Source organism: Micromonospora sp. ALFpr18c, from assembly GCF_008868155.1.
Classification (GTDB): Bacteria; Actinomycetota; Actinomycetes; order Mycobacteriales; family Micromonosporaceae; genus Micromonospora.
This window is the reverse complement of record NZ_WBKR01000105.1, coordinates 1-21,983: the sequence shown is the minus strand read 5'-3', so window position 1 is coordinate 21,983 and position 21,983 is coordinate 1. Positions and strand designations below refer to the sequence as shown.

Here is a 21,983-nt window from a genome sequence, read left to right as displayed (position 1 = left end):
GGGGGCCAGGTCGCGGTCCAGCGAGCGGGAGGCGCGCTCGTCGGCGATGGCGGCGCGGTCGGCGATCGCCTCGGCGAGCGGCTCCACGGGGCGGGTGTCGTCCTCGGCGCCTCGGGCGGTGACCACGGCGGCCAGGCCGAGGCAGCAGGTGACACCGGTGGCCAGGGCGACCCGGACCGGCGTCGAGCCCAGCAGGGTCCGGCGGGGTGGTTCGGGGGCCCGGTGACGGCCGATCGTCCGTTCGGTTGATGCGGCGTCGCCCAGCAGGGTGGTCGGGCGCGCGTCGGTCAGCTCATGGTCGGCGGGGTCGTCGGAATGCACCCGACGAGGCTAGATAGCTCAGTGCGCGATGCCATCGGCCCTTACGGTGGCATGCGCCACAATTTGCCCGGATCATGCGCGCGATAAGCGGCAAATGCCCTCCGAGTACGCGCAACCTCGCCGATCGGGCCAGACGGGTATTTCCGATTGGCCGGGCGAATGCGGTCACCGGGTCGAGCCGTCGCGCCGACTCCGGCCGCCCGTCCGACCTCACCCGTACGGGCGATCAACCGATCCGCCGAACGGCTGACCTCGGCCGCCTGGCCGTCGGTCGGACCGGGTCAGTGCCGGCCGTTCTCCGCCGGCGTGACGGTCAGCCGGTGCCGGGTGTTGTCGCCGCTGGAGAACGGCCAGAGCCGGTCGGCGTACTCCACGAGGTGGGCGAGTTGGTCTCGGCTGAGGCCGGCCGAGGAGATCTCGGCGTGCACGTCGGCGCGGTAGCGGCCGTCGTTGTCGCGCCCCAGCTTCGCCTCCGCCCGCACCTGGACCGTGTGCGCCTCGTCGGTGATCTTTCCAGCCACCTCCACCGCCGCGTGGTGCAGGCAGGACGCGAAGGCGGCCGCCAGCAACTGCTCCGGCGTCAGACCGGTGCAGTGCGGCGCCAGCGGTGACGCCAGCGCGGTGGAGAGCCCGCCATCATCAGTGCGTACGTGACCGCCCTCGGCGGTCGCGGTGGCCTCACGCAGCCAGGAACTCTGATCCGGCATCGCGTTTCTCCCGTCGCTCACGGCTCGGCTACCCGGCCGTGGCCCGGCGAAACGCCGCGAGCGCCACGGTCAGCGCCCGTCCCGCCCGTCGAAGACCGCCACCGCCTCGGTGACCTCCGTCGCCGCCCGCTCGGACCACGGCGACGTGGAAGCCGATTCACGCGGGCTCGGCACCAGCATCGGCACGTACACCCGGGCGTCCACGGCCTCGGCGAGCAGCAGCGCGGCGACCAGGCTGGTCGGCCGCTGCGCCGGATCGTCGGCCAGGCAGGAGTGGCACAGCTCGGCCACCTCCGGCGGCAGCCCGTCGATCTCCGGCAGTGGGTCCGGCGGCCGGCGCCGACGCGCGCCGAGCAGCTCGCTGGTGCTGTCCGCCTGGTACGGCAGGCGGCTGGTGAGGCTGTAGTAGAGCAGCACGCCGAGGGCGTACATGTCGGCCGCGGGGGTGGCCGGCGCGCCGTCGAGCTGCTCGGGCGCCAGGTACGCCGGGGTGCCCATCAGCATCCCGGGCGGCAGCGGGTCCGGTGCGCCGGACGGGGTGGCGATGCCGAAGTCGAGCACCTTCACCCCGGCCGGGGTGAGCATGACGTTGGCCGGCTTCACGTCGCGGTGCACGATGCCGCTGGCGTGCGCGGCGGCCAGCGCCGCGGCCACCTCCGCGCACACCCGCGTGGAGATCCGCCAGTCCAGCGGACCGGCCCGCAGGTGCGCGGCGAGTGTCTCGCCCTCGGCGAGTTCCATGACGATGTACGGCACCGGGCGACCGGGCTGCGTGCAGGAGGTGCCGAAGTCGTGCACGCTCGCCACGTTGGGGTGCACGAGACGGGCCGCCGAACGGGCCTCGTCCCGGATCCGCTCCACCGGGTCGTGCTGCCCGTCCGGGCCGGGCAGGATCAGCTTCACCGCGACCGGCCGGTCCAGCACCTGATCGTGGGCCCGCCACACCTCCGACATCCCACCGACGCCGATGCGCTGTTCGAGCCGGTACCGCCCGTCCAGCGTCCGCATCGACCGCTCCTCGTCCCCGACCCGCCGGCGGCGGGTGTCTTCGTTCGCGGTACCCGGGCTCCGAGCAGGGCAAACCGGCGCGGGAAGCGTGCGCGGCCGATCCCGCCGTACCCCGCTGCGGGGTGACGGTGGGTGCGGTAGCTTGCGATCCAGAGCCGGCCGCACCGAGCGTGCCGGCGCGGTCACCGAGGGGAACGCCGCGATGAGCGAGGTCACCGTACGCTTCGTCGGCGGGCCCGCGGACGGCCTGGTCCGGCAGGTCCCGGCCGATCCGGACGGCGCCCCGCCGCAGCGTTGGATCATGCGACATCCCGACGGCACCGGCCCGACCCAGCCCGGCCCCGACCACCTCTACGAACGCGACCAGCCCGACGGTCTGGGCGGCTGGAGCATGCGGTTCGTCCGCACCGACGCGTTCGGGGTGTCCGAGTGACCGGGCGGTGACGCGCACCGGCCGCACAGCTGGCACACAGGTGCCGCAGGGGTGGGGCACAGGTGCCACGCCCACGATGGGGGGCATGGTCATGGACGGGCAGGCCGCGCCGGGCCGGATCGAGCTGCGCCGCCCCGACGGCGAGCCGGTCCGGGTGCTGGTGGTCGACGACGAGGCGACGCTGACCGACCTGCTGTCGATGGCGCTGCGCTACGAGGGTTGGCAGGTGCGCAGCGCCGGCAACGGCATGGCGGCGCTGAGCGCGGCGCGGCAGTTCCAACCGGACGCCGTGGTGCTCGACGTGATGCTGCCCGACCTGGACGGCTTCCAGGTGCTGCGCCGGCTGCGCGAGCACGCCCCCACCGTGCCGGTGCTCTTCCTGACCGCCCGCGACGCGGTCGAGGAACGCATCGCCGGCCTGACCGTCGGCGGCGACGACTACGTCACCAAACCGTTCAGCCTGGAAGAGGTGATCGCCCGGCTGCGCGCGCTGCTTCGCCGCTCCGGCTTCGCGGTCGCCGCCCGCGAGGACGCGGTGCTCACCGTCGGCGACCTCAGCCTCGACGAGGACAGCCACGAGGTCCGCCGCGCCGGGCAGCTGGTCACCCTCACCGCGACCGAGTTCGAGCTGCTGCGGTACCTGATGCGCAACCCGCGCCGGGTGCTCAGCAAGGCGCAGATCCTCGACCGGGTGTGGAACTACGACTTCGGCGGCCAGGCCAACGTGGTCGAGCTGTACATCTCGTACCTGCGCAAGAAGATCGACGCCGGTCGGGCGCCGATGATCCACACGTTGCGCGGCGCGGGCTATGTCCTCAAACCCGCCGACTAGCCGCCGGCTGCTGCGCGCCGCCCGACGGTGGATGGCCGGCCGGTCCCTGCGGACACGACTGGTGCTCGCCCTGGTCGCGCTGCTCGCCGTGGTCAGCGTCGCCATCGGCGGGCTGACCACGATCGCGTTGCGGCACTTCCTGATCGACCGGCTCGACGGCCAGCTGGCACCCGCGACGGCCATGCGCGGCGGTGACCGTCCGGGCCGGCCGGCGTTCCCGGGCGGCGGGCCGGGCGTCCCACTGGGGCTGCCGTCCGGCACGGTGGTCGCCGAGATCACCGACGGTCGGGTGACGAGCGCGCGGACCCTGACCAACAGCCCGTCCAGCGCCGACCCGTTCCCCGACGAGCAGGCCGTCCCGGTCGGGGAGGTCGCCAGCCTGGCGGACCTGCCGGTCGACGTCGACCCGCGCACCGTCGACCTCGGCGCCCGCGGCGACTACCGGGCCGTGGCCCGGCAGTACTGGGACGGCAGGGTGCGCGTCGTCGCGATCCCGCTGTCCGGCGTCCAGGAAACCGTCTGGTGGATGGTGGCCGCGCAGGCCGCGGTGGCGGCCGTCGGGCTGCTCGTCGCCGGCGCTGCCGGCGCGCTGATCGTCCGCGCCACGCTGCGCCCACTGAACCGGGTGGCCGCCACCGCCACCCGGGTCACCGAGCTGCCCCTGGACCGCGGCGAGGTGGCCCTCGCCGTGCGCGTCCCGGCCCAGGACACCGACGCGCGCACCGAGGTCGGCCAGGTCGGCGCGGCGCTGAACCGGATGCTCGGCCACGTCGCCGACGCCCTCGCCGCCCGGCAGGCCAGCGAGACCCGGGTACGCCAGTTCGTCGCCGACGCCAGCCACGAGCTGCGCACGCCCCTGGCCGCGATCCGGGGGTACGCCGAGGTGGCCCGGCGCGGGCGCGACGAGGTCCCCGCCGACGTGGCGCACGCGTTGCGCCGCGTCGAGTCGGAGAGCACCCGGATGACCCACCTCGTCGACGACCTGCTGCTGCTGGCCCGCCTCGACACCGGCCGGCCGCTCGCCGTCGAACCGGTCGACCTGACCGCCCTGGTGGTCGACGCGGTCAGCGACGCGCACGTCGCCGGCCCCGAGCACCGCTGGCAGCTCGACCTGCCGGAGGTGGCGATCCGGGTGCCCGGCGACACCGCCCGGCTGCACCAGGTGGTGGCGAACCTGCTGGCGAACGCCCGGGTGCACACCCCGCCCGGCACGACGGTGACCACCACGCTGAGCGTCGAGGGGGACGCGGCCGTGCTCGCCGTCGCCGACGGCGGGCCGGGCGTGCCGGCGCAGCTGCAACCGGAGATGTTCGAGCGGTTCGCCCGTGGCGACAGCTCCCGGTCCCGGGCACACGGCAGCACCGGGCTCGGCCTGGCGATCGTCGCGGCCGTGGTGGAGGCCCACCACGGCACGGTCGCGGTGGACAGCCGTCCAGGGCGGACGGTGTTCACCGTCCGGTTGCCGAATCCCACAGCTGACGCATAGGCGACGCACGGCCTCGCACCAGCCCCGCCGTCGAGGCTGGCCGCATGGACACATCAGAGACCCTGCTGCCGGCACCCGCCGAACCCGACCCGCCGGCGACGGCCACGCGCCCCGACGAACACTCGCCGCCGCAGCGCCGCTCGCCGGCCTGGACCCGGCCCGCGTTGGCGGTCCTGCTGCTCGCCACCGCCCTGCTCTACATCTGGGGCCTCGGCGCCTCCGGCTGGGCCAACTCGTTCTACGCGGCGGCCGTGCAGGCCGGCTCGGTGAGCGGGAAGGCGTTCTTCTACGGCTCGTCGGACGCGGCCAACTCCATCACCGTCGACAAGACGCCCGCCTCGCTGTGGCTGATGGCCCTGTCGGTGCGCGTGTTCGGCATGAACAGCTGGGCGATGCTCGTGCCGCAGGCGCTCTGCGGGGTCGCCTCGGTGGGCGTGCTGTACGCGACGGTGAAGCGTTGGTACGGGCCGGTCGCCGGCCTGATCGCCGGTGCGGTACTCGCCGTCACCCCGGTCGCGACGCTGATGTTCCGGTTCAACAACCCCGACGCGCTGCTGGTCCTGCTGCTGGTCGCCGGCGCGTACGCCACCGTCCGCGCGCTGGAGACGGCCAGCACCCGGTGGATCGTGCTGGTCGGCGTGCTGGTCGGCTTCGGGTTCCTGACCAAGATGTTGCAGGCGTTCCTGCTGGTGCCGGTCTTCGCCGGGGTCTACCTGCTGGCCGCGCCGACCGGGCTGTGGCGGCGGGTCCGGCAACTGTTGCTGGCCGGCCTCGCGGTGGTGGTGTCCGCCGGCTGGTGGGTGGCGGTCGTCGAACTGGTCCCGGCCAGCGCCCGACCGTACATCGGTGGGTCGCAGGGCAACAGCATCCTGGAGCTGACCCTCGGCTACAACGGCCTCGGACGGATCACCGGCGACGAGGTGGGCAGCGTCGGCGGCGGGGCCGGCCGCATGGGCGGAGGAGGCGGTGGCCCGTTCTCCGGGCAGACCGGACTGCTGCGCATGTTCGACAGCGAGATCGGCGGTCAGGTCTCCTGGCTGCTGCCGGCTGCGCTGATTCTGCTCGTCGCCGGGCTGGTGGTGGCCGGGCGGGCGGCGCGTACCGACCGGACCCGGGCCGGGCTGCTGCTCTGGGGTGGCTGGCTGCTGGTCACCGGCCTGATCTTCAGCTTCATGTCTGGGATCTTCCACGCGTACTACACGGTGGCCCTCGCCCCGGCCGTCGGCGCGCTGGTTGGCATCGGCGTGCCGCTGCTGTGGCGCCAGCGCGACCAGGTCCCGGCCGCCAGCGGTCCGGCGCCGTCGACCGGCGAGCCGCTGTCCGCGTCGGACGACGCTCCGGCCGCCGCGCCGCGCTGGCAGCGGTGGCGTCCCCTCGCCGCCACGGTGACCCTCGCCGGCACCCTCGCGGTCACCGTCTGGTGGGCGTGGGTGCTGCTTGGCCGCAGCCCCGACTGGTACCCGTGGCTGCGGGTCGTCGTGCTCGTCGCCGGCCTGCTCGGCGCGGCACTGCTCCTGTTGGTCACCCGGCTGCCCCGCCGGTTCGTGCCGGTGGTGCTGGGCCTGGGCGTGGCGGCGGCCCTCACCGGCCCGGCGGCGTACGCGGCGCAGACCGCCTCGACCCCGCACACCGGATCGATCCCGAGCGCCGGCCCTTTCGTGCAGGGCGGATTCGGGCGCGGCGGCTTCCCCGGCGGGCGACCGCCCGGTGACATGCAGTTCCCGGGCGGCGGCCAGTTCCCCGGCGACGGCCGCAACGGTGGACGAGACGGCGGTCAGGTCCCGGGCGGGCAGAACGGCGGCCAGCTGCCCGGCTTCCCGGGCGGTGGTCAAATGCCCGGCTTCCCGGGTGGTGGTCAAATGCCCGGCTTCCCCGGTGGCGGGCAGGGCCGCGAGGCCGGCGGCGGGATGGGCGGGCTGCTCGACGCCCGCGAGCCCAGCGCCGCGCTGCGCGAGCTGCTGGAGCGCGACAGCGACAGCTACACCTGGGTGGCGGCCACCATCGGCTCCAACAACGCCTCCGGCTACCAGCTCGCCACCGGCGATCCGGTGATGCCGATCGGCGGGTTCAACGGCAGTGACCCGTCACCGACCCTCGCGCAGTTCCAGCGCTACGTCGCCGACCGGAAGATCCACTACTTCGTCGGTGGTGGCGGCTTCCGGGCCAACGGCGGCAGCTCCGCCTCGCAGGAGATCTCCACCTGGGTAGCGGAGACCTTCACGGAGCAGACCGTGGACGGTGTCACCGTCTACGACCTGAGCACCGGCGGGAACGCGTCGTGAGCGCGTTCAGCGCCCCCCGCGCCGCCGTTCAGGCACGCCCCACCACCGGTGCGGTGCTCGACGTGGTGATCCCGGTCTACAACGAGGAGACCGACCTCGGACCATGCGTACGGCGGCTGCACGCCCACCTGAGCGAGCACTTTCCGTACCCGTTCCAGATCACCATCGCCGACAACGCCAGCGTCGACGACACCCTGAAGGTCGCGGAGGGTCTCGCCGGTGAGCTGCCCGGCGTCGGGGTGCTGCACCTGGACGCCAAGGGCCGGGGCAGGGCGCTCTCCGCCGCCTGGTCGGCGTCGTCCGCGCCGGTGCTGGCGTACATGGACGTGGACCTGTCCACCGACCTGGCGGCACTGCTGCCGCTGGTCGCGCCCCTGATCTCCGGGCATTCGGACCTGGCGATCGGCACCCGGCTGGCGCGTACCTCGCGGGTGGTGCGCGGCGCCAAACGGGAGGTCATCTCGCGGGCGTACAACCTGCTGCTGCGCGGCGCGTTGGCGGCGCGGTTCTCCGACGCGCAGTGCGGGTTCAAGGCGATCCGCGCCGACGTGGCCGGCCGCCTGCTCCCGCTGGTGCGCGACACCGGCTGGTTCTTCGACACCGAGCTGCTGGTGCTCGCCCAGCGGGCCGGGCTGCGCATCCACGAGGTGCCGGTGGACTGGGTCGACGACCCGGACAGCCGCGTCGACATCGTCGCCACCGCCCTGGCCGACCTGCGGGGCATGGGTCGGCTGGGGCGGGCGCTGCTGACCGGCGCGCTGCCGCTGACCGAGCTGCGCGCGCAGCTCGGCCGGGCACCGCTGGCCGCCCCACCGGCGCAGGTGCCGGTCGGGTTGCCCCGGCAGTTGGTCCGGTTCGCCGCCGTCGGGGTGGCCAGCACGCTCGCGTACCTGCTGCTCTTCGTGGCCACCCGAGGGGCGCTCGGCGCGCAGCCGGCGAACCTGCTGGCGCTGCTGGTGACCGCGGTGGCGAACACGGCCGCGAACCGGCGGTTGACGTTCGGCATCAGCGGGCGACGGCACGCGGGTCGACACCACGTGCAGGGGCTGCTCGCCTTCGGGCTCGGCCTCGCGTTGACCAGTGGTTCGCTGGCCGTGCTGCACGCGGTGCAGGCCGTACCCGCCCGGCCGGTGGAGCTGGCGGTGCTGGTGGCCGCGAACCTGGCCGCCACCGTGCTGCGGTTCGTGCTGCTGCGCCTCGGCATGCACCACCGCAGGAGCTGAGGCGTCGACCGGCCGGCGCCGGTGCGAGGACCTCGACGACGCGTCGCGTGTGGCGCCCGTCGGGGTCCTCGTCGACGTTCCGGTCGGTCACCCTGATGTCGAGTAGCCGGTCGGCGCGCGCCAGGGGGGGGGGTGACCAGCGCGATCAGGTCCGGCCAGCGCAGCGCGGCCGGTGCCCGCTCCGCGCCGGAGGAGTCCAGTGGCGCGTCCACGACGTCCCGGCCACATTCTGTGGTGAGGCTGGGAGTACGCCGATGTACCCGCGACGGCGCTGGCGTTCGGCGTACGGTGGCAGACAAGTCCGGCTTTCTGGGTCAAAAGCCTCACCGCTGCACACTCGGGACGCCGGTGTTGAGACGGGGCGAGGACAAGGAGCGATCGGTGATCCATCTGGCCTACCTGGACGCGGGGTCCGGCAGCCTGATCGTGCAGGCGGTCGTCGGCGGGGTCGCCGGCGTCGCGGTCGCCGCCAAGCTCTACTGGCGGCGGCTGGTCGACCGGTTCCGTCGGCAGCCCACCGACCAGCGGTGACCCGGTCCGTTCCGGCGATGACGACCGCACCCACCCGGGTACGCCCCGAGCCCGCCTCCTTCCGCGACCCGGCCAACCGGGTCTTCCACGTCGGCGACGAGGTGCTGCGCGGGCTGGACGCGCGGGCCGCCGAACACTGGCGGGCGCTGCGCGCCAGCATGTTCTTCCCCGCACTGGTTGCTGCGGGCAAGGTCTGCGCCACCGAGGACGCACCGCCGGCGCTGGTGCCCGCCGGTACGCCGTGGGCGGCGGTGCTGCGCCACGAGCGGATCCCGTTCGTCTCGCACCCGTACGAGTGGTCGTTCACCATGCTGCGCGACGCCGCGCTGCTGCACACCGAGATCCTGCGGGCGGCGCTCGGCGACGGCTTCACCACCAAGGACGGCTCCGCCTACAACCTGCAGTGGCACGGCGCCCAACCCGTCTTCATCGACATCGGCTCCTTCGAGCCGGTCCGTGACGGCGAACCGTGGGCCGGCTACCGCCAGTTCTGCCAGACCGCGCTCTACCCGCTGCTGCTTACCGCCCACCTGGGCGTCGACTTCCAACCGTGGCTGCGCGCCCAGGTCGACGGCATCGAGGCCGAGCAGCTTCGGCCGCTGTTCGGCGGCACCCGCCGGCTGCGCCCCGGCGTCCTGACCCACCTGCACCTGCACGGCGCGATGCAGCAACGCAACGCCGCCGCCAGCAGCACCGACGTACGCGACCAGCTGCGCGCCGCCGGCTTCTCCCGCGATCTGCTGCTGGCCACCGTGCGCGGCATCGACAAGCTGTTGCACCGCCTCGACCGCCGCCCGGCCGACAGCCACTGGGCGGACTACCAGCGCACCTGCGGCTACTCCGCGCAGGACCGGACGGCCAAGGAACAGTTCGTGACCGCCGCGCTGACCGCCGGCACCCGCCCCCGCCTGGTGCTCGACCTCGGCGCCAACGACGGCCGCTACTCGCGGCTGGCCGCCGCGTACGCCGACTACGTGGTCGCCGTCGAGCAGGACCCGGCCGTCGTCGACGAGCTGTACCGGGCGCTGCGCTCCGAGGGGCAGCAGCGGATCCTCCCGCTGGTGCTGGACCTGGCCGACCCGTCACCCGGCGGCGGCTGGCGGGGCGTCGAGCGGGCCGGGTTCGCCGAGCGGGCCGCCGCCGACGCGGTGCTCGCCCTGGCGGTGGTGCACCACCTGGCGATCGGGCGCAACGTGCCGCTGCCGGAGGTCGTCGACTGGCTGGCCGGGCTGACCGCGCCCGGCGGGGCGGTGGTGGTGGAGTTCGTCCACCCCGAGGACCCGATGGCCCGGCGGTTGCTCGCCAACAAACCCGAGGGCCTCTTCCCCGACTACCGGCGGGACGTGTTCGAGGGGCTGCTCGCCGCCCGTGGCCGGGTCACCGACCGTCTCGAGCTGCCCTCGGGCACCCGCACGCTCTACCGGGCGGTGCTGGGTGACTGAACCGGTCGCCGTGCCACCACCCGATGTCGGGCGGCGGGACCGGGGCTGGCGCGGTGAGCTGGGCCGGCTGCTGGAGGTCGTGGCGCTGGTCGGGCTGGTGGTCACCCAACCGCTGCTGGACGTGCTGGGCCGCAGCCCCGACTTCTTCCTGTTCCACCGCGCCGACCCGGGGCAGATCCTGCTGCTGACGGCCCTGGTGGCGGTCGTGCCCACCGTGCCGGTGGCGCTGCTCGGCGCGCTCAGTCGACTCGCCGGCCGGACCGTCCGCGCCAGCGCCCACACCGGGCTGGTCGGGCTGCTGCTGGCCGCCCTCGCCGTGCAGGTGGGCCGGCACGTGACGCCGCTTCGGGGCGTACCCCTGCTGGTTGTGGCCCTGCTGGCCGGCGCGGCCGGCGCTGCCGCGCACCGGCGGTGGCGGGCGCCCGGCCGGGCGCTGCGGCTGGCCGCCGTCGGACCCCTGGTGTTCGTGGCGCTCTTCCTGGTCGTCTCACCCACCTCGGCGGTGGTGCTGCCGCGCGGCGACGGCGGCGCCGCCGGCACCGCACAGGGTACGGGCGTGCACCCGCCGGTGGTCATGCTGATCCTCGACGAGCTGCCCCTGGTCAGCCTGCTCGGCGCGGACGGGCGCATCGACGCGGCCCGGTACCCGAACTTCGCCGAGCTGGTCGGCGCCTCGACCTGGTACCGCAACGCCACCGGCGTCAGCGGCTGGACCCCCAACGCGCTGCCCGCCATGCTCACCGGGAAGTACCCGCAGCGGCAGGTCGCCCCGCACTACTCGCAGTACCCGGACAACCTCTTCACCGCCTTTGGCGGCCTGTACGACATCCGCGCCGAGGAGAGCATCACCCGACTCTGCCCGCCCAGCCGCTGCGAACAGCCGGTCGCCCCGGAACAGGGCCTCGGCGTGCTGGTCCGCGAGACCGGCAAGCTGCTCGGGCAGGTCGCCGGGCCGACGGAGAGCGCGGTCGACCCGGAGGACTCCTACCGGGAGAGGACCCGCGCCGAGGCCGGCCTGGACGCCGCCGAGCCGGTGCCGGACGACCCGAAGTTCCGCTGGGACAGCCTCGACGACAACCAGCCGGCCCGGTTCACGAGCTTCCTGGCCGGCCTGAAGCCGACCGCCCGACCCACCCTGCACTTCCTGCACCTGCTGATGCCGCACTCGCCGTGGGCGTACCTGCCGTCCGGCGCCCGCTACGACGCCCCGGAGGACCTGCCCAACGACGGCGCCGGCTGGATCGACCTGGCCCGGCAGCGCCACCTCGCGCAGCTCGGCTACACCGACCGGCTGATCGGCGAGACGCTGCGCACACTGCGCGCCAGCGGCCTCTACGACCAGGCTCTCGTCGTGGTCACCGCCGACCACGGGGTGAGTTTCACACCGGGCGCCCAGGGCCGGGGCATGGACGCGATCAAGGCCGCCGCCGGGCAGGTCGCCTGGGTGCCGATGGTCATCAAGGAACCCCGGCAGCAGACCGGCCGGGTGGACGACCGCAACTGGGAACACGTCGACCTGCTGCCGACCGTCGCCGACGAGGCCGGCGTCCGCCTGCCCTGGCGCGTCGACGGCCGCTCCGCCCGACAGGCCCCCCGCACCGACGGTACGAAGCACTTCTACGACCGGCCCGGCGAACCGGTCACCTTCCCCGGCGGGGTGCCCGCCCCACCGCCCCTGCCGACGCCGCACCCCCTGGTGGGCACCGAGGTTCGCGCCGGTGCCACACAGGGCGACGCGAGGGTGGCCGACCTGGCCGCGTTCCGGTCGATGGACCCGGACACCGGCACCCTTCCGGCGCTGGTGTGGGGCGACGTGCCGGACCGGATACCCGACGGCACCCTGCTCGCCGTGGCGGTCAACGGCCGCGTCGGCGCCGTCGTCCCGGTGGTGCCACCGGACCCCGGCGGACGACGGTTCGCCGCGCTGCTCACCGACGACCGGCTGTTCCGGGCCGGCACCAACCAGCTGGACGTCTACCAGGTCGCCGGGGACGGTACGCTGCGACGCCTGGCGCTGTCCTGAGCCGACCTCGCATCCCGGGTTCCGCCTGCCGGGAAGGGGGTTTCCCGGCCATCCGGTCGGGAATCGGGTGACGCATGCCTCACCGCCGAACCACGGCGGGCGTTGTCCCCCGAGCCGCAATTACGGTAGAAGCGAAGGCAATTCAACGTAGATCTGCCGGCGAAGCGAGGAACCACATGACGGAAGTCAAGCTCGATCACCCCGGTGGGCAGCTGTCGATGCCGGTACATCCCGCGGTCGAGGGCCCCGCCGGTATCGGGGTGAGCAAGCTGCTGAAGGAAACCGGGATGACGACGTACGACCCCGGTTTCGTCAACACCGCCGCTGCCTCATCCGCGATCACCTACATCGACGGCGACGCGGGGATCCTGCGTTACCGGGGATACCCGATCGAGCAGCTGGCCGAGAAGTCCTCCTTCCTGGAGGTCTCGTACCTGCTCATCTACGGTGAGCTGCCGACCGAGCAGCAGCTGACCGAGTTCACCGAGTGGATTCGGCGGCACTCGCTGCTGCACGAGGAGATGCGCCGGTTCTTCGACGGCTTCCCCCGCGACGCCCACCCGATGGCGGTGCTGTCGTCCGCGGTGAGCGCGCTCTCCACCTTCTACCAGGACAGCCTGGACCCGTTCGACTCCGAGCACGTGGAGATCTCCACGGTCCGGCTCATGGCGAAGGTCCCCACCATCGCCTCGTACGCGTACAAGAAGTCCATCGGGCAGCCGCTGCTCTACCCCGACAACTCGCTGGGGTACGTGGACAACCTGCTGCGGATGACCTTCGGCGTGCCGGCGGAGCCGTACGAGGTCGACCCGGTGATGTCGAAGGTGCTGGACATGCTGTTCGTCCTGCACGCCGACCACGAGCAGAACTGCTCCACGTCGACCGTCCGGCTGGTCGGCTCCAGCAACGCCAACCTGTTCGCCTCGGTGTCCGCCGGCGTGAACGCGCTGTTCGGCCCGCTGCACGGCGGCGCGAACCAGGCGGTGCTGGAGATGCTCCAGCAGATCCACGCCGGCGACGACGACGTCCGCTCCTTTGTCCGCAAGGTCAAGAACAAGGAGGACGGCGTCAAGCTGATGGGCTTCGGCCACCGGGTCTACAAGAACTACGACCCGCGGGCGGCGATCGTCAAGAAGGCCGCGCAGGACGTGCTGGGCCGGATGGCCAAGCCGGACCCGCTGCTGGACATCGCCATGGAGCTGGAGGAGATCGCGCTCGCCGACGACTTCTTCGTCTCCCGTCGGCTCTACCCGAACGTGGACTTCTACACCGGCCTGATCTACAAGGCCATGGGCTTCCCCACGAAGATGTTCACGGTCCTCTTCGCGCTCGGCCGGCTCCCCGGCTGGATCGCCCAGTGGCGCGAGATGATCAGCGACCCGGAGACCAAGATCGGCCGTCCGCGGCAGGTCTACGTCGGCTCCGCCGAGCGGGACTACGTCCCCTTCAACGAGCGCTGACCTTCGCCGTACGCACCACCGCAGGCTGTCGACCCGATCCGGGGTCGGCGGCTTGCGGTGTTCCGGCCGCCGCCACGGGTTCCCTGATGAGCGTGATGCCGGTGAGTCATCAAGATGACTCACAGGCATCACGCTCATCAGGACGAAGCCTGCTGGGCCGGCGAGGGCTGTCCGGCTCCGAAGGCGGAGATGGTCTGCGCCCGCCCGTGGGACATGCGCTGCTCGGCGCGCTCGGCGGTGAACGCGGCGTCGGTGGCGATGGCGGCGGCGTAGCTGGCGGCGGTGCGCTGCGCGATGGCCGCCCAGCCGTACTGGTCGTGGACCATCCGGCGGGCGCGACGGGCCATGGCGCGGGCGCGCTCGCGGTCGGACAGCAGCGCGTCCACGGCGTCGGCGAGCCCGTCGGGGTCGTGCGGGCGGAAGGTCATGCCGGTCGCGCCCGGTTCGACGATCTCGGCGAGGCCGCCGGTGGCGGCTACGGCGAGGGGCGCTCCGGCTGCGGCGCCCTCCAGGGCCACCATGCCGAACGGCTCGTAGATGCTCGGCACCGCGAAACAGTCGGAGGCGGCCATCAGCGCCGGCAGGTCGGTGCCGCCGAGGAAGCCCGGCATCGTGACCATGTGCCCCAGGCCGTGGCGGTGCACCTCGGCCTCCAGCTCGGCGCGGTACGGGCCATCGCCGGCGATCACGGCACGCAGCCCGGGGTGCCGCTCCCGCAGACGCGGCAGGCCGGCGATCAGGTGCTGGACGCCCTTCTCGTAGACGAGCCGGCCGGCGAAGGTGACCAGCGGGCCGTCCCCGGCGAACCGGGCGCGTGCGGCGGCCACGGCGCGAGCCGGCACCTTCCAGCGGTGCGGCTCCACGCCGTTGGCGACCACGTCGACCCGCCCGGCCGGTACGCCGAACAGCGCGTTCACCTCGTCGCGCATGTACCCGGAGCAGACGATCAGGCGACCGGACTCGCTGCTGAGCCACTGCTCGACGCCGTGGATGGTGCGGTTCATCTCCTCCGGCAGCCAGCCCTGGTGCCGCCCCGCCTCGGTGGCGTGGATGGTGGTGACGAGGGGGATGTCCAGGTGGTCGCGCAGGGTCATGGCGGTGTGCGCGACGAGCCAGTCGTGGGCGTGGATGACGTCATAGCTGCCGGCTTGGGTGGCGCGTAGGGCGGTGCGGGTGAGGGTGTGGTTGAAGGCCATGGTCCAGGCCAGCAGTGAGCTGGTGGCGAGGGGGAAGGTGACCGGGTCTTCGGGGGCGCGCAGGATGCGCACGCCGTCGGCGTACTCCTCCAGGGGTGCGCCCTCGGCGTGGCGGGTGACGACGGTGACCTCGTGGCCGGCGGCGACCAGGGCCACCGACAGGGCGTGCACGTGCCGGCCGAGACCGCCGACGAGGACCGGCGGGTACTCCCAGGACAGCATCAGGATGCGACGGGTCCGCGGCGGCACCCCCGGGCCGGGCGGCGCCGGCGCGGGCGTGCCGGGCTGCGCGGGGAGACCGGGCTGCGCGGGGGTCTGGGGCCGGGCGGTCAGGGTGGGCAGGTGGGCTCGGTCCGTGGCGTCAGCGAGCAACTCGCCGACCCGCAGGGTCGTCACATCAATCTCCGTCCAGGCATGGTGGTGCGCGCCGGCATCAGTGGCGGCGGAGTGTGAGGTGTCGGGGTGGCCGAGGGCCGAGTGGGCACGCGCGGGCGCGTGTCCCCAACAAGGAAAGGGCATCGAGCGCGATACCGCACCTCGAGAGAGGCCATGGTGACGGAAGACACCTGAGGGGTGTAGCGCGCATCGGACAGCTGGATTTCGACCATCGCCTGAAAGGATGGATTGGCGTGCCGGGGCGCGGGGCAATACGGCCGCACATGACCGTGCTTTGAGGGAGCGACATGCAGGTCTGGCCGGGCGAGCGGTACCCCCTGGGCGCCACCTACGACGGGATGGGCACCAACTTCGCCATCTTCTCGGAGGTGGCCGAGCGGATCGAGCTGTGCCTGTTCGACGAGTGGGACACCGGCGCGGAGCGCCGCGTCGAGCTGCGTGAGGTCGACGCGTACGTGTGGCACGCGTACCTGCCCGGCATCGAGCCGGGCCAGCGCTACGGCTTCCGGGTGTACGGCCCGTACGACCCGGCGAACGGGCTGCGCTGCAACCCGCACAAGCTGCTGCTCGACCCGTACGCCAAGGCCATCGACGGTGACGTGACGTGGGATCCGGCGGTGTACGACTACGAGCTGGGCGAGCCGGAGAAGATGAACGAGACCGACTCGGCGCCGTTCATGCCGAAGTCGGTGGTGGTCAACCCGTACTTCGACTGGGGCAACGACAAGCCGCCGCGCACCCCGTACCACCACTCGGTGATCTACGAGGCGCACGTACGCGGGTTGACCATGCGGCACCCGGACATCCCGGAGGAGCTGCGCGGCACGTACGCGGGCATCGCCTCCCCGCCGATGATCGAGTATCTGACCCGGCTCGGGGTGACGGCGATCGAGCTGATGCCGGTGCACGAGTTCGTCCACGACCACCGGCTCGTCGACCTGGGGTTGCGCAACTACTGGGGCTACAACACGATCGGCTTCTTCGCCCCGCACCACGGCTACTCGGCGCTGGGCCACCTCGGCCAGCAGGTGCAGGAGTTCCGGGGCATGGTCAAGGCGCTGCACGCGGCGGGCATCGAGGTCATCCTCGACGTGGTCTACAACCACACCGCCGAGGGCAACCACCTCGGCCCGACGCTGAGCTTCAAGGGCGTGGACGCGCCCAGCTACTACCGGCTCAGCGAGGAGGACCGCCGCTACTTCGTCGACTACACGGGCACCGGCAACAGCCTCAACGTCCGTGCCCCGCACTCGCTGCAACTGATCATGGATTCGCTGCGCTACTGGGTGACCGAGATGCACGTCGACGGTTTCCGCTTCGACCTGGCCGCCACCCTGGCCCGCGAGTTCTACGAGGTGGACCGGCTGTCCACCTTCTTCGAGGTGGTGCAGCAGGACCCGGTGGTCAGCCAGGTCAAGCTGATCGCCGAACCGTGGGACGTCGGCCCGGGCGGCTACCAGGTGGGCAACTTCCCGCCGCTGTGGACCGAGTGGAACGGCAAGTACCGCGACACCGTGCGGGATTTCTGGCGCGGTGAGCCGGCCACCCTCGCCGAGTTCGCGTCCCGGATCTCCGGCTCCGCCGACCTCTACCAGGACGACGGTCGCCGCCCGTTCCACAGCATCAACTTCGTCACCGTGCACGACGGGTTCACCCTCAACGACCTGGTGTCGTACAACGACAAGCACAACGAGGCCAACGGCGAGGACAACCGCGACGGCGAGAGCCACAACAGGTCGTGGAACTGCGGCGTGGAGGGCGACACCGACGACGAGGCGGTGCTCGCGCTGCGGGCCAAGCAGCGGCGCAACTTCCTGGCCACCCTGATGCTGTCGCAGGGCGTGCCGATGATCGGCCACGGCGACGAGTTGGGCCGCACCCAGCACGGCAACAACAACGTCTACTGCCAGGACAGCGAGCTGGCCTGGGTCGACTGGGAAAACGCGGACTCGCAGCTGCTGGAGTTCGTCCAGACGCTGACCGCGTTCCGCAAACGGCACCAGGTGTTCCGCCGCCGCCGGTTCTTCACCGGCCTGCCGGTCGGCGGGCGCGGCATCGACGAGCCGCTGCCCGACCTGGCCTGGCACACCCCGGACGGGCGGGAGATGACCGGCGAGGACTGGGGCAACGACTTCGGCCGCTCGGTGGCGCTGTTCGTCAACGGGGAGGGCATCCCGGAGCGCGGCCAGTACGGCCAGCGCCACCACGACGCCTCGTTCCTGCTCTGCTTCAACGCCCACGACGCGCCGCTGGAGTTCACCCTGCCGGGCAGCGAGTACGGGCAGAAGTGGGAACGGGTGATCAGCACCGCCGAACCCGAACCGGACGACGTCACGGTGATCAGCGCGGGCGGCACCATCCGGGTGCCGGACCGTTCCCTGGTGGTGTTGGAGAGGACGATCTGACATGCCGGCCACCCCTCCGAAGGCCACCTACCGGATCCAGGTCCGCCCCGGCTTCGACCTGGACGCCACCGCCGCCGTCGTCGACTACCTCGCCGACCTGGGCGTCAGCCACCTCTACAGCGCACCCCTGCTGGCCGCCACCCCCGGCTCCCAGCACGGCTACGACGTCGTCGACCATCGGGCGGTCGGCCCGGAGCTGGGCGGCGAGGCCGCTCGGCAACGGCTGCTGCGCGCACTGCGCGACAGGCAGCTCGGCCTGGTCGTCGACATCGTCCCCAACCACGCCGGTGTCGCCGTACCCCCGGCCAACCCGGCCTGGTGGGACGTGCTGCGTCGGGGGCGCGACTCGTCGTACGCCGACTGGTTCGACATCGACTGGGACCGGGGCCGGCTGCTGCTGCCGGTGTTGGCCGACGACCCGGCCGCCCTCGACGACCTCAAGCTGGTCGACGGTGAGCTGCGCTACCACGAGCACCGCTTCCCGATCGCCGACGGCACCGGCGACGGCGATGCCCGAGCGGTGCACGACCGGCAGCACTACGAGCTGATCTCCTGGCGGCGCGGTGACGCCGAGCTGACGTACCGCCGGTTCTTCGCCATCGCGGGCCTGGCCGGTCTGCGGGTGGAGGACCCGGCGGTGTTCGCCGCCACCCACGAGCTGATCCTGCGCTGGGCGGCCGCCGGTGAGGTCGACGGCATCCGCGTCGACCACCCGGACGGCCTGCGCGACCCGGCCGGCTACCTGACCCGGTTGCGGGCCGCCGCGCCGGACGCCTGGATCGTGGTGGAGAAGATCCTGGAGTACGGCGAGGAGCTGCCGGACTGGCCGGTGGATGGCACCACCGGCTACGACGCCCTCGCCGCGGTGAACGGGCTGTTCGTCGACACCGACACCGAGGGCGACTTCACCGTGCTGGACACCCGGCTGACCGGCCGGCACACCTCGTGGGAGGACCTGACCCACGCCACGAAACTGGCCGCCGCCACCCACCTGCTCGCCGCCGAGTTGACCCGGCTGGCCGCGCTCGCCCCCGAGGTGCCGACCGAACAGGCGCGCACCGCGCTCGCCGAGCTGGCCGCCGCGTTTCCCGTCTACCGGGGCTACCCGCCGCACGGCGTCCGGCACCTCGCCGCCGCCCGCTCCGAGGCGGGCCGCCGCCGCCCCGACCTGGCGACCGCCCTGGACGCGATCACTCGCCGGCTGCGCGACCCCGACGACGAGCTGGGCCAACGGTTTCCGCAGCTCACCGGCGCGGTGATGGCCAAGGGCGTGGAGGACACGGCGTTCTACCGGTGGACCCGGTTCGTGGCGCTCAACGAGGTCGGCGGCAGCCCCGCCCACTTCGGCGTGCCCCTCGCCGAGTTCCACCGCTTCGCCAACGCGCGCCAGGTCCGCTGGCCGGCCAGCATGACCACCACCGCCACCCACGACACCAAACGCGGCGAAGACGTCCGCGCCCGCCTCGCCGTGCTCAGCGAACTGCCGGGCCGCTGGGGCGAGCAGGTCACGGCCTGGATGGAGTACGCCCCGCTGCCCGACCCGGCGTTCGCCCACCTGCTGTGGCAGACCGCCGTCGGCGCGTGGCCGATCGAACGGGAGCGGCTGCACGCGTACGCCGAGAAGGCCGCCCGGGAGGCCGCGGCCTCGACCAGTTGGGCGGACCCCGACCCGGCCTTCGAACAGGCCATGCACGCGGTCATCGACCGGATGTACGACGACGATCAGCTGCACGCCGAGCTGACCGAACTCGCCGCCGCCCTCACCCCCGCCGGCTGGTGCAACTCGCTCGGCCAGAAGCTCGTGCAACTGGCCATGCCCGGCGTGCCCGACACCTACCAGGGCACCGAACTGTGGGACAACTCCCTCGTCGACCCCGACAACCGCCGCCCGGTCGACTTCGACGTACGCCGAGAGATGCTGGCACGGCTCGACGACGGCTGGCGTCCCCCGATCGACACCGACGGAGCGGCGAAGCTGCTCGTCGTGTCGCGGACCCTGCGGTTGCGGCGGGCGCACCCGGAGCTGTTCACCGGCTACCGGCCGGTGCCCGTGCACGGGCCGGCGGCCCGGCACGTGGTGGCCTTCGACCGGGGTGGCGCGATCGCCGTCGCGACCCGCCTCCCGCTCGGTCTGGCGCGCGCCGGTGGGTGGCGCGACACAATCCTGTCGCTTCCCGTTAACGAGGTGAAGGACCTGTTCACCGGCCGGGTCTACAGTGGCGGAGAGGTCTCTCTGGTCGATCTGTTGGCCGACTATCCCGTCGCACTGCTGGCTCCTCCCACCGCTTCCGTGGAGGCTGCTCCATGACCGAATTCTCCGTATGGGCACCGGACGCCGAACGGGTGCGACTACACCTGCCGGGCGACGCCGACCACGAGATGCGCGCCGCCGCCGACGGCTGGTGGCAGGTCGAGGTGCCCGGCGCAGGCCCCGGCACCGACTACTCCTTTCTGCTGAACGACGACGAAACCCCGCTGCCCGACCCCCGGTCGCCGTGGCAGCCTGCGAGTGTGCACGGGCCGAGCCGCCTCTACGACCACGCCGCCTTCGAATGGACCGACAGCTCATGGACCGGCCGGCAACTGCCCGGCAGCATCCTCTACGAGCTGCACATCGGCACCTTCACCCCGGACGGCACCTTCGACGCGGCCATCGACCGCCTCGACCACCTGGTCGCGTTGGGCGTCGACCTGATCGAGCTGCTCCCGGTCAACGCCTTCAACGGCGAACACAACTGGGGGTACGACGGTGTCTGCTGGTACGCCCCGCACGAGCCCTACGGCGGCCCCGACGGCCTGAAACGGTTCGTCGACGCCGCCCATGCTCGCGGTCTGGGGGTGATCCTCGACGTCGTCTACAACCATTTCGGGCCCTCCGGGGCCTACGCGCCGCAGTTCGGGCCCTACCTCGCCGAGCAGAGCAACACCTGGGGCCGCTCGGTCAACCTGGACGGCCCGCACTCCGACGAGGTCCGCCGCTACATCATCGACAGCGTGCTCATGTGGCTGCGCGACTACCACGTCGACGGGCTACGCCTGGACGCCGTACACGCCCTGCCCGACTCGCGGGCTGTTCCGATTTTGGAAGAGCTGGCCGTCTCGGTGGAGTCGTTGTCGACGCACCTGGGTCGGCCGCTGTCGCTGATCGCCGAATCCGATCTCAACGACCCACGGCTGATCACCTCCCGGGAGGCGGGCGGCTTCGGTCTGCACGCCCAGTGGAACGACGACGCCCACCACGCGCTGCACACCCTGCTGACGGGGGAGCGGCAGGGCTACTACGGTGACTTCGGCTCCCTGGAGACGCTGTCGGACGTGCTGACGGGCGGCTTCTTCCACGCGGGCACGTGGTCGAGCTTCCGCAACCGTCACCATGGGCGACCGGTTGATCCCCGGATTCCTGGGCACCGGTTCGTGGCCTACCTCCAGAACCACGACCAGATCGGGAACCGGGCCACCGGGGATCGGATCTCCGCCTCGCTGTCGCCTTCGCTGCTGCGGGTCGGGGCCACGTTGCTGCTGACCGCGCCGTTCACTCCGATGCTGTTCATGGGCGAGGAGTGGGCTGCCTCCACGCCGTGGCAGTTCTTCACCTCGCATCCCGAGCCGGAGCTGGCCTCCGCGGTACGGACCGGGCGGCGGCGGGAGTTCGCGTCGCACGGGTGGCCTGAGGGGGACGTGCCGGATCCGCAGGACCCGCAGACGTTCGTACGGTCGCGGTTGGACTGGGCTGAGCTGGACAAGCCTGAGCACGCTTCGATGCTGGCGTTCTACCAGCGGTTGATCGCTTTGCGACGGTCCCTGCCTGATCTCTCGGATCCTCGGCTGCATGCTGTTTCTGTGCAGCACGGGGACCAGTTCCTGCTGATGCGGCGAGTGCTGCTGGCCACGGGGGAGGGCGTTACCGTGATGCGGGACCGGATCCAACTGCCGGCGGAGACTGCGGCGATCGTGGCGCTGTGAGCTGTGGCCGAGCCGCCTCGTCCTCGTGTCTGCTCGGGCCAGTGCCTTTTGCGCAATACGCCCCTCGGCCTTGCGGTCGCACCTTTGCGCTTTGGCCTCCGCTATTCAGAGTAGATAGCGGGTATCGAGGGTGATCAAGGAAAGGTGTACCCGACCTGCAAGGATGTGGTTGTCTACGCCATGTCCTTTGTAGAAGCGGGTGCACCTTTCTGGTGAGCAAGTCTATCGGGTGGGATGACCGGCTGTCGGTGACGGCCACAGATAAGAACCTCGTC

At 72.4% G+C, this 21,983-nt stretch carries 15 protein-coding genes and 1 pseudogene; 12 read left to right on the top strand and 4 right to left on the bottom strand.

Annotated elements, in window-relative coordinates:
* The 3 genes and pseudogenes from F8271_RS18950 to F8271_RS18940 form a co-directional block, all read right to left on the bottom strand.
* A pseudogene (locus F8271_RS18950) lies at positions 1-321 on the bottom strand (hypothetical protein); the annotation flags it as partial.
* A gap of 281 nt (positions 322-602) precedes the next feature.
* Positions 603-1,028, bottom strand: a complete 426-nt coding sequence (locus F8271_RS18945; protein ID WP_151491096.1) for an OsmC family protein — start codon at positions 1,026-1,028, stop codon at positions 603-605.
* 69 nt (positions 1,029-1,097) lie between these two features.
* Positions 1,098-2,036, bottom strand: coding sequence for a serine/threonine-protein kinase (locus tag F8271_RS18940; protein WP_151491095.1), 939 nt, complete (start codon positions 2,034-2,036; stop codon positions 1,098-1,100).
* Between the two features lie 142 nt (positions 2,037-2,178).
* Between F8271_RS18940 and F8271_RS18935 the strand changes: the two genes are divergently transcribed.
* The 9 genes from F8271_RS18935 (at position 2,179) to F8271_RS18900 (ending at position 13,748) form a co-directional block, all read left to right on the top strand.
* Positions 2,179-2,469, top strand: a complete 291-nt coding sequence (locus F8271_RS18935) for a hypothetical protein (protein WP_225854618.1) — start codon at positions 2,179-2,181, stop codon at positions 2,467-2,469.
* A 91-nt stretch (positions 2,470-2,560) separates the two neighbouring features.
* Positions 2,561-3,301, top strand: coding sequence for a response regulator transcription factor (locus F8271_RS18930; RefSeq protein WP_370461931.1), 741 nt, complete (start codon positions 2,561-2,563; stop codon positions 3,299-3,301).
* Positions 3,302-3,332: 31 nt separating this feature from the next.
* Positions 3,333-4,787: a cell wall metabolism sensor histidine kinase WalK gene (locus tag F8271_RS18925; RefSeq protein ID WP_151491097.1), complete on the top strand. Its 1,455-nt coding sequence runs from the start codon at positions 3,333-3,335 to the stop codon at positions 4,785-4,787.
* A gap of 44 nt (positions 4,788-4,831) precedes the next feature.
* Positions 4,832-7,069, top strand: a complete 2,238-nt coding sequence (locus tag F8271_RS18920; protein WP_151491093.1) for a glycosyltransferase family 39 protein — start codon at positions 4,832-4,834, stop codon at positions 7,067-7,069.
* Positions 7,066-8,292: a glycosyltransferase gene (locus F8271_RS18915; RefSeq protein ID WP_151491092.1), complete on the top strand. Its 1,227-nt coding sequence runs from the start codon at positions 7,066-7,068 to the stop codon at positions 8,290-8,292. The genes F8271_RS18920 and F8271_RS18915 overlap by 4 nt, the downstream gene beginning before the upstream one ends.
* Before the next feature lie 381 nt (positions 8,293-8,673).
* Positions 8,674-8,823, top strand: a complete 150-nt coding sequence (locus F8271_RS32460; protein ID WP_167517342.1) for a hypothetical protein — start codon at positions 8,674-8,676, stop codon at positions 8,821-8,823.
* Between the two features lie 17 nt (positions 8,824-8,840).
* The gene (locus tag F8271_RS18910) at positions 8,841-10,265 is read left to right on the top strand and encodes a methyltransferase (RefSeq protein ID WP_151491091.1); all 1,425 of its coding nucleotides are present in this window, start codon (positions 8,841-8,843) and stop codon (positions 10,263-10,265) included.
* Positions 10,258-12,288, top strand: coding sequence for a sulfatase-like hydrolase/transferase (locus F8271_RS18905; RefSeq protein WP_151491090.1), 2,031 nt, complete (start codon positions 10,258-10,260; stop codon positions 12,286-12,288). Before F8271_RS18910 ends, F8271_RS18905 begins: the two co-directional genes overlap by 8 nt.
* Positions 12,289-12,464: 176 nt before the next feature.
* Positions 12,465-13,748, top strand: a complete 1,284-nt coding sequence (locus F8271_RS18900) for a citrate synthase (RefSeq protein ID WP_151491089.1) — start codon at positions 12,465-12,467, stop codon at positions 13,746-13,748.
* Between the two features lie 137 nt (positions 13,749-13,885).
* Here the strand turns inward: F8271_RS18900 and F8271_RS18895 are convergent, their stop codons facing one another.
* Positions 13,886-15,340, bottom strand: a complete 1,455-nt coding sequence (locus F8271_RS18895) for a glycosyltransferase family 4 protein (protein ID WP_151491088.1) — start codon at positions 15,338-15,340, stop codon at positions 13,886-13,888.
* A 287-nt stretch (positions 15,341-15,627) separates the two neighbouring features.
* Between F8271_RS18895 and glgX the strand changes: the two genes are divergently transcribed.
* From glgX to treZ, 3 genes are read left to right on the top strand one after another with little or no spacing between them, the layout of a single operon-like run.
* Entirely contained in the window at positions 15,628-17,745 is a 2,118-nt protein-coding gene (glgX, locus tag F8271_RS18890; protein ID WP_151491087.1) for a glycogen debranching protein GlgX, read from the top strand.
* 1 nt (position 17,746) lies between these two features.
* Positions 17,747-20,053, top strand: coding sequence for a malto-oligosyltrehalose synthase (gene treY / locus F8271_RS18885; protein ID WP_151491086.1), 2,307 nt, complete (start codon positions 17,747-17,749; stop codon positions 20,051-20,053).
* Entirely contained in the window at positions 20,050-21,708 is a 1,659-nt protein-coding gene (gene treZ, locus F8271_RS18880; RefSeq protein WP_151491085.1) for a malto-oligosyltrehalose trehalohydrolase, read from the top strand. The genes treY and treZ overlap by 4 nt, the downstream gene beginning before the upstream one ends.
* Positions 21,709-21,983: the final 275 nt, after the last annotated feature.